This window comes from Pseudomonas sp. H1h (assembly GCF_000633255.1).
Lineage (GTDB): Bacteria > Pseudomonadota > Gammaproteobacteria > Pseudomonadales > Pseudomonadaceae > Aquipseudomonas.
Genome location: NZ_AYMJ01000003.1, coordinates 148715 through 160929, shown reverse-complemented (window position 1 = coordinate 160929; position 12215 = coordinate 148715). Strand labels below are relative to the sequence as shown.

9 protein-coding genes are annotated in these 12215 nt (G+C 60.3%); 4 read left to right on the top strand and 5 right to left on the bottom strand.

The window, feature by feature from the left end; all coding sequences use genetic code 11:
• Positions 1–159: 159 nt before the first annotated feature.
• Positions 160–2007 carry a sigma-54-dependent Fis family transcriptional regulator gene (locus U862_RS0102635; RefSeq protein ID WP_025108972.1) on the top strand — a complete coding sequence of 616 codons (1848 nt, stop codon included), beginning with the start codon at positions 160–162 and terminating at the stop codon, positions 2005–2007.
• Between the two features lie 253 nt (positions 2008–2260).
• Positions 2261–3133 (top strand): undecaprenyl-diphosphate phosphatase, encoded by an 873-nt coding sequence (locus tag U862_RS0102630; RefSeq protein WP_025108971.1) that lies wholly within the window; start codon positions 2261–2263, stop codon positions 3131–3133.
• A gap of 66 nt (positions 3134–3199) precedes the next feature.
• Here the strand turns inward: U862_RS0102630 and U862_RS0102625 are convergent, their stop codons facing one another.
• The 3 genes from U862_RS0102625 to U862_RS0102615 form a co-directional block, all read right to left on the bottom strand.
• Positions 3200–4408 carry an MFS transporter gene (locus U862_RS0102625; protein ID WP_025108970.1) on the bottom strand — a complete coding sequence of 403 codons (1209 nt, stop codon included), beginning with the start codon at positions 4406–4408 and terminating at the stop codon, positions 3200–3202.
• Positions 4409–4580: 172 nt separating this feature from the next.
• The gene (cysS, locus tag U862_RS0102620; RefSeq protein ID WP_025108969.1) at positions 4581–5963 is read right to left on the bottom strand and encodes a cysteine--tRNA ligase; all 1383 of its coding nucleotides are present in this window, start codon (positions 5961–5963) and stop codon (positions 4581–4583) included.
• Between the two features lie 22 nt (positions 5964–5985).
• The gene (locus U862_RS0102615) at positions 5986–7686 is read right to left on the bottom strand and encodes a glutamine--tRNA ligase/YqeY domain fusion protein (protein WP_025108968.1); all 1701 of its coding nucleotides are present in this window, start codon (positions 7684–7686) and stop codon (positions 5986–5988) included.
• A 267-nt stretch (positions 7687–7953) separates the two neighbouring features.
• Here U862_RS0102615 and U862_RS0102610 point away from each other — a divergent pair, with 267 nt between their 5' ends.
• Entirely contained in the window at positions 7954–8460 is a 507-nt protein-coding gene (locus tag U862_RS0102610) for a peptidylprolyl isomerase (protein ID WP_025108967.1), read from the top strand.
• Positions 8457–9209 carry a UDP-2,3-diacylglucosamine diphosphatase gene (gene lpxH, locus U862_RS0102605; protein WP_025108966.1) on the top strand — a complete coding sequence of 251 codons (753 nt, stop codon included), beginning with the start codon at positions 8457–8459 and terminating at the stop codon, positions 9207–9209. Before U862_RS0102610 ends, lpxH begins: the two co-directional genes overlap by 4 nt.
• A gap of 125 nt (positions 9210–9334) precedes the next feature.
• On the opposite strand, the gene U862_RS0102600 is transcribed toward lpxH, so the two are convergent.
• Positions 9335–10864: a DHA2 family efflux MFS transporter permease subunit gene (locus tag U862_RS0102600; RefSeq protein WP_025108965.1), complete on the bottom strand. Its 1530-nt coding sequence runs from the start codon at positions 10862–10864 to the stop codon at positions 9335–9337.
• A gap of 142 nt (positions 10865–11006) precedes the next feature.
• On the bottom strand, positions 11007–12209 hold the full coding sequence (locus U862_RS0102595) for an efflux RND transporter periplasmic adaptor subunit (RefSeq protein WP_025108964.1): 1203 nt from the start codon (positions 12207–12209) through the stop codon (positions 11007–11009).
• Between the last annotated feature and the right edge of the window lie 6 nt (positions 12210–12215).

Here is a 12215-nt window from a genome sequence, read left to right as displayed (position 1 = left end):
GTGGGAGCGGGCTTGCTCGCGAAAGCGGTGTGTCAGCCAATCTGAATCTGTCTGATATACCGCTTTCGCGAGCAACCCCGCTCCCACCGTTTTGGTCTGTGCAGCTTTTGAAAGTAGTGCCATAACAACAATAAAAATGCCCTTTAGAGGCTGACCACCATGGCCACACCTGTCCCGCCGCTGTCCCACGACGCCCTCGTCCAGACCTCCTGGCAACGTTGCCGCGCCTTCGGTCTCAGCCATCAAAGCGCTCCGGCCTTCGATCAATTGCCTGCCGCCGGCATCGCGCAGTTGCTCGACCGTCATCACTCATTGGTGCAAACCACCCATCAGGAAGTGCTGCCGTACTACGAGAACATCCTGAGCAACTCCAATTGCCTGATCATGCTCGCCGACAATCAGGGCCAGGTGCTGACGTCGTGGGGTACCCAGCGTTTTATCGAACCGAACCTGGCCCGAGGATTCAGCGCCGGGGCGAGCTGGATGGAACGCGCCAGCGGCACCAACGCGATCGGCACCGCACTGGCCTGCGAACAAGCGGTGCACATCGAGCACGATGAGCATTTCCTCAAGGCCAACCGGTTCATGACCGGTTCCGCCGCACCGATTTTCGACGCCGAGCGCAAGGTCATCGCGGTGCTCGACGTGTCCAGCGACAGCTACCTGCCGCCCTCGCACACGTTGGGCATGGTCAAGATGATGAGCCAGACCGTGGAAAACCGGCTGATCCTCAACCTGTTCCACGGTCAGCACTTTCAACTGACCTTCAATACAGGGTTGAACAACCTCGACAGTCAATGGGCCGGGTTGTTGATTTTCGATGAGAGCGGTCAGGTGCTCTCGGCCAATCGCCGGGCGGACAATCTGCTCGGTGTGCGCCTGTCGCGGGTCAGTGTCGAAAGCCTGTTCAATGTGTCGCTGCTGGAACTGATGAACCAGCCCGACGGCTTGCCCTTCGCTCTACAGACCGCTGGACGCAACCGCTTCCAGTGCTTGTTGAAGCGACCGAAACAGGCGCCGGTTCAGCCTCGAATCTTTGCCGAACCGAAATCCGCGCCAACGCCTGCCACGGTGCCGGGGGCGATCAGCCTCAACGCCCTGCACTTCGGCGACAGCCGCGTGGAAAAAGCCGTGCGCCAGGCCGAAAGGCTGCTGGAAAAAGACATCCCGTTGCTGATCCACGGCGAAACCGGGGTCGGCAAGGAAGTCTTCGTCAAAGCCCTGCATCAAGCCAGCTCGCGCAGCAAACAGGCATTCATTGCCGTCAACTGCGCGGCGATCCCCGCCGAACTGGTGGAGTCGGAGCTGTTCGGTTATGAGAAAGGCGCATTCACCGGCGCCAACCAGAAAGGCAGCATCGGCCTGATCCGCAAGGCTGATAAAGGCACGCTGTTTCTTGACGAAATCGGTGACATGCCGCTGCCGACTCAGGCACGGCTGCTGCGGGTGTTGCAGGAGCGCTGCGTGCAGCCGGTGGGCAGCAGCGACTTGTTCCCGGTAGACCTGCGGATCATTTCGGCGACCAACCGTTCGCTGCGCGAGCAAGTGCAATTGGGGCGGTTTCGCGAGGACCTGTATTACCGCATTGGCGGCCTGACCCTGGAATTGCCACCGTTACGCGAACGCAGTGACAAGCAAGCGTTGTTCAAACGCCTGTGGGAGCAGCATCGCGAACCGACGCAATGGGCCGGCCTGAGCCGCGAGGTGCTGGAGCTGTTCAGCCGGCATCCGTGGCCGGGCAATCTGCGTCAGGTCAGCAGCGTGATGCAGGTGGCACTGGCGATGGCCGAGGAACAACCGGTGCGACCGGAGCATTTGCCGGATGATTTTTTTGTCGATCTGGAGATGGAACCGGTGGAGGTGGCGCAGCCGCTGGGGGTTGATCTGAATGATGGCGAGGCGTTGAACCGTGAGTTGTTGGCGGCTGGGGGGAATATTTCGCATTTGGCGCGGCGGCTGGGGGTGAGTCGCAATACCCTCTACAAGCGCTTGCGTCAGGCTGAGTGACAGGGTGGCTGAACCGGCCTCTTCGCGAGCAAGCCCGCACCCACAGGGGAGGAGTGTCGTACACAAAAGTCAGACATGCCCAAAATCCAGTGTGGGAGCGGGCTTGCTCGCGAAGTCGCCAGCCCCGTCACCACACAACTATCAATCCGCCCCCATTGACCGAACCGACTAGACTGTGACGAAATGTTTCAGCTTTTCGCCATGCCTTTGATCCAGACACCTCCCTCCTCCTGATTCTCACAGGATAAGTGCTTTGACCAACATCTGTTCTACCGGCCTTGATATCGGCTTTGCCTCTCTGGACTACCTGCAGATCGGCATCCTCGGCATCATTCAAGGCATCACTGAGCTGCTGCCTGTTTCCTCCACCGCGCACATGCGCATCGTCCCGGCCCTGCTCGGCTGGCCGGATCCGGGCTCGGCGTTTTCCGCTGCCATGCAGCTCGCAGCGCTGGCCGCAGTGGTCAGTTATTTCTGGCGTGACGTCAGGCAGGTGGTGGGCGGCAGCGTCGAGGCAGTGCGTCAACGTGACTTCAACAATCAGTGGTTCATCCTCGCGGTGGCCATCGTGCTGGCAACCATTCCCATCGGTATCGCCGGCATAGCGTTGTCTTCGACGCTCAATGCCTGCAACTCGCCCCTGCGCGGACTGATGGTGATCGGGATCTCCTGCGTGGTCATGGCGATTCTGCTGGCTGCGGCCGAGCTCACCTGCCGGCATCGCCGCACGGTGAGCGAAATGCGCCTGCGTGATGCGCTGATCGTCGGCATTGCGCAGATCGGCGCGCTGATTCCCGGGGTGTCGCGCTCCGGGTCGACGCTGACGGCGGCACTGTTCCTCAACTTCAAACGTGAAGAAGCGGCGCGCTTCTCGTTCCTGCTGGGTTTGCCGGCGATTGCGCTCGCGGGCCTGAAAGAGCTGTGGGTGCTGTTCCATGCCGACCTTCCCGCCTCAGTCTGGGGGCATCTGATATTCGGTCTGGTGATCGCCAGCATCTCCGCGTTCTTTGCGATCTGGGGCCTGATGCGCTTTCTGGAGAAGTTCTCCACCTGGCCATTTGTCATCTACCGCGCAGTGCTGGGGATTTTCCTGATCGTTGCGGTCAGTACCGGGCTGTTGAGTTGATTTGAGCGAGAAAAACAAAACCCGCACTTGGCGGGTTTTGTTTTTAATGCCTGTGCACACAGCACATTACGGGTAAGCCGACTCAACACTCCTGGTTGAAACGGCACTCAATGTACGCAGCCCGATCAGCACTACCGACACCATCACCAATCCCGCAAAAATCGATACGCCAAACCCTGCCCGAGCGCCGCAGGCATCGATGATCAACCCCGCCAGCATGCCGCCAAGCGCCACCCCGATGCTGATGCCGGTGGTCATCCATGTCAGCCCTTCGGTGATCCTTGACGGTGGGATGATGATCGTCCCCAGCTTCATGACCACGACCATTGTGGGTGCAAACGATATGCCGGCAATAAACAGCATCGCCGAGAGGACATAAACGTCAGGAGAAAACATCGGTAATACGCCTGTGATGGCCGTGACCAGTATGCCGATAAAGAACTGTTTTTCGATTGGCAGGGAAACCCTCAAGGCACCGAACGTCAGGCCCGCCACCAGCGATCCGAACGCATAGGCGGCGAGAATGAAGGTCGCAGAAGCAGGCCAGTCTTGCGCATTGGCGAAGGCTACAACGGCGACATCGATTGAGCCGCCGATTGCGCCCATCGCCAACAGCGCCAGCACGATGGTCGGAACGCCGGGAATCCGCAGGGTTGAGCCCGTATGCCTCGCATGACCCACGACAACCTGGGGTTCAGTCTGGCGTTGCAGGAGAAACGCCGTCACTCCGACGGCCAGCAACGCGACCGCGACAAGCGGCCCGGCTTCGGCGAAAAAGCTCACGCTCAGGCCGATCGCCAGTGGCGGGCCAATGATATAAGCGAGCTCGGTCAGCACCGTATCCAGAGAGAACGCCGTGTGCAGCTGCGGTTTGCCCCGGAACAATTGTGTCCAGCGGGCCCTGATCATCGACGGCATGCTTGGCATTGTCCCGGCCAATGCCGCCAGAACGAAAAGCAATGCCGCCGGCGCCCTCATGTAGACGGCGCTGATCAGCGCCAGCAACATGCCAATGCTGAACGTCGTCACGACAGGCAGCACACGGCTTTGGCCACGCTGATCAACCAGTTTCGAGATGTACGGGCCGATCAGTGCGTTGGCGAGGGTAAACGTACCGGCGACTGCACCGGCCAGCCAGTAGACACCCGTTTGCTCCACGAGCATGGTAATGATGCCAATGCCGATCATCGCCTGCGGCAATCGCGCGATAGCGCTCGCGAGCACCAACCCCGTTGCACCAGGAGTTGTCAGGAGTTCGCGATAGTGGTTTGCCATGATGTCTCCATTCCATAAACGTCGCCGACCAGCATCCCGCTGCAAGGGCTGCAGCCCATGTTGGCCGCGTCAGACATCAAGACCTACGCGCAGAGCAAAAGCAACCACCGCCTGAACAGCAGAAAAACAAAAACCCGCACAAGGCGGGTTTTGTTTGTAGCACTCACAGCAGTCAGTCAGCCAGACGCCAGGTCGTGCCGCCCTTGCCGTCTTCCAGTACCACGCCCATGGCGGTGAGCTGGTCGCGGAGGCGGTCGGATTCGGCCCAGTCTTTACCAGCCCGAGCCGCCAGACGTGCAGCGATCAGCGCGTCGACTTCGGCTGCATCGACACGCCCTTCGGCGCCGGCCTGCAGGAAGTCGTCGGCTTCCAGTTGCAACACACCCAGCACGCTCGCCAGTTCTTTCAGACGCGCCGCCAGACCGGCCGCTGCATCGAGATCGCTCTCGCGCAGACGGTTGATCTCACGCACCATCTCGAACAGCACGGCGCAGGCTTCGGGCGTGCCGAAGTCGTCGTTCATCACCGTAGTGAAACGCTCGACGAACGCTTCACCGCCAGCCGGCGCAACGTTCGGCAGGCCTTTCAACGCGTGGTAGAAACGCTCGAGTGCGCCCTTGGCGTCCTTGAGGTTGTCTTCCGAGTAGTTGATCGCGCTGCGGTAGTGGCTCGACACCAGCAGGTAACGCACGACTTCCGGGTGGTACTTGTCGAGCACGTCGCGAATGGTGAAGAAGTTGTTCAAGGACTTGGACATCTTCTCGCCATTGATACGGATCATGCCGCAATGCATCCACGCGTTGGCGTAGGTCTTGCCGGTGGCCGCTTCGCTCTGGGCGATTTCGTTTTCGTGGTGCGGGAATTCCAGGTCGCTGCCGCCACCATGAATGTCGAAAGTCTCACCCAGGCAGCAGGTGGACATCACCGAGCACTCGATGTGCCAGCCCGGACGCCCGGCGCCCCACGGCGATTCCCAGCTCGGCTCGCCCGGCTTGACGCCTTTCCACAGCACGAAGTCCAGCGGATCTTCCTTCGCCTCGTCGACCTCGATTCGCGCACCGATGCGCAGGTCTTCGATCTTCTTGCGCGACAGCTTGCCGTAGCCCATGAACTTGCCGACGCGGTAGTACACGTCGCCATTGCCCGGGGCGTAGGCGTAACCCTTGTCGATCAGGGTCTGGATCATCGCGTGCATGCCCGGAATGTGATCCGTGGCGCGCGGCTCCATGTCCGGCTTCTTGATGTTCAGGCGCGCTTCGTCTTCGTGCATCGCCGCGATCATGCGCTCGGTCAACGCGTCGAACGACTCGCCGTTCTCGTTGGCCCGGTTGATGATCTTGTCGTCGATGTCGGTGATGTTGCGCACGTAGGTCAGGTCATAACCGCTGAACCGCAACCAGCGGGTCACCAGATCGAACGCGACCATGCTGCGGCCGTGGCCCAGGTGGCAGTAGTCGTACACGGTCATCCCGCAGACGTACATGCGCACCTTGTTGCCATCCAGCGGCTTGAAGACTTCTTTGCTCTTGGTGAGCGTGTTGTAGATCGTCAGCACTTTAAATTTCCTTGACGCAGAATCACTGGCCCCACGAATCACGCAGGGTCACGGTACGGTTGAATACCGGCTGACCTGGTTTCGAGTCCTTGATATCCGCAACGAAGTAGCCTTCGCGCTCGAACTGGAAACGGTCTTCCGGCTGTGCATTGCCGAGCGATGGCTCAGCACGACAACCGGTCAGCACTTGCAGCGAGTCAGGGTTGATGTTGTCGAGGAAACTCGCGCTGTCTTCGGCCTTCTCAGGGTTGGCCGAACGGAACAGGCGATCGTACAGACGCACTTCGCACTCGATGCTGGCAGCGGCCGGCACCCAGTGGATCACGCCCTTGACCTTGCGGCCTTCAGGGTTCTTGCCCAATGTTTCCGGATCGTACGAGCAACGCAGTTCGACGATGTTGCCGTCGGCGTCCTTGATCGCTTCGTCGGCACGGATCACGTAACTGCCGCGCAGACGCACTTCGCCGTTCGGCTCCAGGCGCTTGTAGCCCTTTGGCGGCTCTTCCATGAAGTCATCGCGGTCGATGTAGATTTCACGGGCGAACGGCAGCTTGCGCACGCCGAGTTCTTCTTTCTGCGGATGACGTGGCAGTTCGAGGTTGTCGACCTGATCTTCCGGGTAGTTGGTGATCACGACCTTCAACGGACGCAGCACGCACATGGCGCGCGGGGCGTTCGCGTCCAGGTCCTGACGGATGCTGAATTCAAGCATGCCGAAGTCGACCACACCGTCGGAGCGGTTGGTGCCGATCATGTCGCAGAAGTTGCGGATCGACGCCGGCGTGTAGCCACGGCGGCGGAAGCCCGACAGCGTCGACATGCGCGGGTCGTCCCAGCCATGGACGTGCTTTTCATCGACCAGTTGTTTGAGCTTGCGCTTGCTGGTGATGGTGTAGTTCAGGTTCAGGCGGCTGAACTCGTACTGACGCGGGTGCGCCGGCACTGGCAGTGCGTCGAGGAACCACTCGTACAGCGGACGATGGCTTTCGAATTCCAGGGTGCAGATCGAGTGGGTGATGCCTTCGATGGCGTCCGACTGACCGTGGGTGAAGTCGTAGTTCGGGTAGATGCACCACTTGTCACCGGTCTGATGGTGATGCGCGTGACGGATGCGGTACATGATCGGGTCGCGCAGGTTCATGTTCGGCGAGGCCATGTCGATCTTCGCGCGCAGCACGCGGGCGCCGTCCGGGAACTCACCGGCGCGCATGCGGGCGAACCAGTCGAGGTTCTCTTCAACCGAACGGTCGCGGAACGGGCTGTTCTTGCCCGGCTCGGTCAGGCTGCCACGGTATTCCTTGGCCTGCTCAGGGGTCAGGTCGTCGACGTAGGCCTTGCCGGCCTTGATCAGCTCCACCGCCCAGTCGTGCAACTGGTCGAAATACTGCGAGGCGTAGCGCACTTCGCCGGACCACTCGAAGCCCAGCCATTTGACGTCGCTTTCGATCGCGTCGATGTATTCCTGGTCTTCCTTGGCCGGGTTGGTGTCGTCGAAACGCAGGTGCGTGACGCCGCCGAACTCTTGGGCCAGGCCGAAGTTCACGCAGATCGACTTGGCGTGGCCGATGTGCAGGTAGCCGTTGGGCTCAGGCGGGAAACGGGTAACGATCTGGGTGTGCTTGCCCGAGTCCAGGTCTGCCTGGATGATCGGCCGCAGGAAATTGACCGGCACGGCAGGGCCGGACTTGGCATTCGAGGTAGGGTCGACAGTGGGCTTGCTCATTAGGATCCTTGACTTACATGTGCGCGGCCGCAAAGGGGGCCAGACAAAACAAAGCCGCTATCATAGCCGATGCTGTCAAGGGGCTGACAGAGCGCGGCTTATAAAGGAGCGCATTTAATCGCCGGGATTTGAAAAACAGCCTCGAAATTCGCGCCTGTCACGCTAAACTGCGCTCCTTGGCCCAAGCAGGCTGAACCGGTTGTGGGGCTGAATGTCCCAGAATCACGAATTCTTTATAAAATGCTTCATTGAAAAAGAGCACCGATCATGACTCAAGTCAAACTGACCACCAACTACGGCGACATCGTCATCGAACTGGACGCGGAAAAAGCGCCGATCACCGCTGCCAACTTCCTCGAATACGTTAAAAACGGTCACTACGAAAACGTGGTATTCCACCGCGTGATCAAGGGTTTCATGATCCAGGGCGGCGGTTTCGAGCCTGGCATGCAGGAAAAGAAAGACAAGCGCCCGAGCATCCAGAACGAAGCCGACAACGGCCTGAAGAACGAGAAGTACACCCTGGCCATGGCGCGTACCATGGACCCGCATTCGGCCTCGGCACAGTTCTTCATCAACGCCACCAACAACAGCTTCCTCAACCACACCGCCAAGACCGCTCAGGGCTGGGGCTACGCCGTGTTCGGTAAAGTCGTTGCAGGCACCGAGGTTGTCGACAAGATCGAAGGCGTTGCGACCACCTCCAAGGCTGGCCACCAGGACGTACCGAAAGACGACGTGATCATCGAGAAAGCCGAGATCATCGAAGCGTGATATTGCTGATTTCAGACTTGCATCTGGAAGAGGAGCGCCCGGACATTACCCGGGCGTTTCTGGATTTGCTCGCCGGACGCGCCCGCTCGGCGAGTGCGTTGTACATCCTCGGCGACTTTTTCGAAGCGTGGATTGGGGACGATGCCATGACGCCCTTCCAGCGCTCCATCTGCCAGGCCCTGCGCGAATTGAGCGACAGCGGCACGGCCATCTTTCTGATGCACGGCAATCGCGACTTCCTGCTCGGCAAGGCCTTCTGCAAAGCGGCCGGCTGTACGCTGTTGAAAGACCCGAGTGTCGTGCAGTTTTACGGCGAACCGGTATTGCTGATGCACGGCGACAGCCTGTGCACGCGCGACGTCGGCTACATGAAGCTGCGTCGCTACCTGCGCAACCCGATCACCCTGTTCATCCTGCGCCATTTGCCCCTGAGCACCCGCCACAAACTGGCGCGCAAGCTGCGCAGCGAAAGCCGGGCGCAGGTACGGATGAAGGCCAATGACATTGTTGATGTCACCCCGGAAGAGATTCCGCGGCTCATGCAGCAATACCGGGTGAAAACCCTGATTCACGGCCACACCCACCGCCCGGCGATTCACAAACTGCAGCTCGGCGAGCAGGCGGCGAAGCGGATTGTACTGGGGGATTGGGATCGTCAGGGATGGGCGTTGCAGGTGGATGAGAACGGGTTTGCCCTGGCGCCGTTCGATTTTGCCCCGCCTCCAGCCCTACCCGCCCCGTCAATCTAAAACCCAGGCACAAAACAAATGTGGGAGCGAGCCTGCTCGCGAAAGTGTTGTGTCAGGCACTTCAGTGCTGAATGACACACTGCATTCGCGAGCAGGCTCGCTCCCACATTTGATCGTGTTGCAGGTCAGTGCCCGGAAGCGGCCGGGCCTGCTTTTGCAGCAAACGGCGGTTTCGCCAGCCACACAATCAGAATCAGCCCCATGAACCCCCAACCCAACAACGTGAAGTAATCCACGGTGGAGAGCATGTACGCCTGGCTGGTGAGGATCTGGTCCATCTGCGCGTAAGCCGATTGGCTCGCCCCGCCTAAATGATTCAAGGTATCGCGGGTCGCCGGCTCGAAGGTGCTGATGCTTTCGCTCATGTACGCATGGTGCTGATCGGCGCGGCGAATCCAGATCCACGTGGTCAGCGATGCGGCAAAACTGCCGCCCAGGGTCCGCAGGAAGGTTGCCAGGCCGGCGCCATCGGCGATCTGGCTCGGCGGCAGGTCCGACATCAGGATGCTCAGGGTCGGCATGAAGAACAGCGCCACGCCAATCCCCATGAACAGTTGCACCAGGGCGATGTGCTGGAAGTCCACCTCGTTGGTGAACTCGGCCCGCATGAAGCAGCTCAGGCCAATCGCCAGGAACGCCAGCCCGGCCAGCAGACGCAGGTCGAACTTGTGCGCGTACTTGCCGACAAACGGCGACAGCAATACCGGCAGGATACCGATTGGCGCCACGGCGAGACCGGCCCAGGTCGCGGTGTAGCCCATCTGGGTTTGCAACCACTGCGGCAGGATCAGGTTGATGCCGAAGAACCCGGCGTAACCCAACACCAGCACCAGCGTGCCGATGCGGAAGTTGCGGTGAGCGAACAATCGCAGGTTGACCACCGGATGTTTGTCGGTCATTTCCCAGATAATGAACACCGCCAGCGCAATCACCGAAATCGCCGCACCGATGATGATGAAGTTCGATTCGAACCAGTCCAGGTCATTGCCCTTGTCGAGGATGATCTGCAACGCACCCACACCAATGATCAGCGAGATCAGGCCAACGTAATCCATCGGCTGGCGACTGGTTTCCACTGGGCGCTTGGCCAGTTGCGAGCGCACCACCATCACCGCAAAGATGCCGATCGGCACGTTGATGAAGAAGATCCACGGCCAGCTGTAGCTGTCAGTAATCCAGCCACCGAGAATGGGACCTGCAATCGGCGCCACCACCGTGACCATCGCCAACAACGCCAACGCCATCCCGCGCCTCGCCGGTGGATACACGGCGATCAACAGGGTTTGCGTCATCGGGTACAGCGGCCCGGCCACCAGGCCTTGCAGTACGCGGAAGCCGATCAGTTCCGGCATCGACGTGGAAATACCGCAGAGGAACGAGGCCAGCACAAACAGAATGGTGGCCCACAGAAACAGCTTCACTTCGCCGAAACGCCGACTGAGCCAACCGGTCAGCGGCAGCGCAATGGCGTTACTCACGGCGAACGAGGTGATCACCCAGGTGCCCTGCTCCGAACTCACCCCCAGGTTGCCGGAAATCGTCGGCAGGGCCACGTTGGCAATGGTGGTATCGAGCACTTGCATGAACGTCGCCAGCGACAGGCCGATGGTGCTGAGCAACAGGCTGGGCGGCGTGAAAGAGGCGTTATTGCTCATTGTGAATCCTATGAAACCGGGTTGGCGCTGCGCCCTTTGTGGGAGCGGGCTTGCTCGCGAAAGCGGTGCGTCAGTCAACATCCATGTTGAATGTCAGTCAGCATTCGCGAGCAAGCCCGCTCCCACTGGGTCGGAGTCGATATCAGCGTTGCGCGGTTTTGCTGACCGCAGCGCTGTTGTCGTGAATCAACTGGGCGATCATCGCGTCGGCTTCGGCCAGTTGCTGGTCGTAGACGTTGGTGCTGAACGAGGCCTTTTGCGGCGGCTGCTGCGCCAGCACCGGACCGCTCTGGTCGTGCAGATTCACTTCAACGTTGGTCGACAGACCGACCCGCAGTGGGTGTTTCGCCAGCTCTTCGGCGTTGATGTGAATCCGCACCGGCACGCGCTGCACGATCTTGATCCAGTTACCGGTGGCGTTCTGCGCCGGCAGCAGGGCAAACGCACTGCCGGTACCGGCGCCGAGGCTGTCGACGGTGCCGCTGTACTTCACGCTGCTGCCATAGATGTCGGACTCGATGTCCACCGGTTGGCCGATGCGCATGTCGCGCAGTTGGGTTTCCTTGAAGTTGGCGTCGATCCACAACTGATCCAGCGGAATCACCGCCATCAGCGCGGTGCCCGGCTGAACGCGCTGGCCCAGTTGCACGGTGCGCTTGGCGACGTAACCGGTGACCGGCGCGATCAGGGTGCTGCGCGCATTGTTCAAGTAAGCCTGACGCAGATCGGCAGCCGCCGACATCACGTCCGGATGCGAGGAGACCACCGTGTCATCGACCAGCGCGCTGGTGGTTTTCAGTTGCTGTTTGGCGTTGGCCAGGGCGTTTTGCGCCGAGGTCAGGTCGTCGCGGGCATGGGACAGTTCTTCCTGGGAAATTGCCCCGCCAGCGGCGAGGTTTCTCCGGCGGTTGAAGTTGTCCTGGGCTTTCTGCACTTCAGCCTGTTGCGCGTTGACCTGGGCTTTCATGCCATCAACGTTGCTGTACAGGCCGCGCACCTGACGCACGGTGCGCGCCAGTTTCGCCTGGGCACTTTGCAGGCCGACTTCAGCGTCGTTGGGGTCGAAGTTGATCAATACCTGGCCTTCGTGAACCAGATCACCATCGTCAGCGCCAATGCTGACCACAGTGCCGGTGACCAACGGGGTGATTTCCACCACGTTGCCGTTGACGTAGGCGTCGTCGGTGCTTTCGTTAAAGCGCCCGATGAATTCGTGATACGCCCAGACGCCGGCACCGGCGAGCAGGACCACCACGGCCAGCACCAGCAGCATCACTTTGCGCTTGCGCGGATTGCCGGTGTCCGGGGTGTTGTCTTGAGTTTGAGTGTTTTCGGCAGTGGCCATGACAAA

Coding starts and splice junctions, on each gene's coding strand:
- U862_RS0102635 (WP_025108972.1), top strand. CDS start 160: ATGGCCACACCTGTCCCGCCGCTGTCCCACGACGCCCTCGTCCAGACC.
- U862_RS0102625 (WP_025108970.1), bottom strand. CDS start 4,408: ATGGCAAACCACTATCGCGAACTCCTGACAACTCCTGGTGCAACGGGG.
- U862_RS0102615 (WP_025108968.1), bottom strand. CDS start 7,686: ATGAGCAAGCCCACTGTCGACCCTACCTCGAATGCCAAGTCCGGCCCT.
- U862_RS0102610 (WP_025108967.1), top strand. CDS start 7,954: ATGACTCAAGTCAAACTGACCACCAACTACGGCGACATCGTCATCGAA.
- U862_RS0102600 (WP_025108965.1), bottom strand. CDS start 10,864: ATGAGCAATAACGCCTCTTTCACGCCGCCCAGCCTGTTGCTCAGCACC.
- U862_RS0102595 (WP_025108964.1), bottom strand. CDS start 12,209: ATGGCCACTGCCGAAAACACTCAAACTCAAGACAACACCCCGGACACC.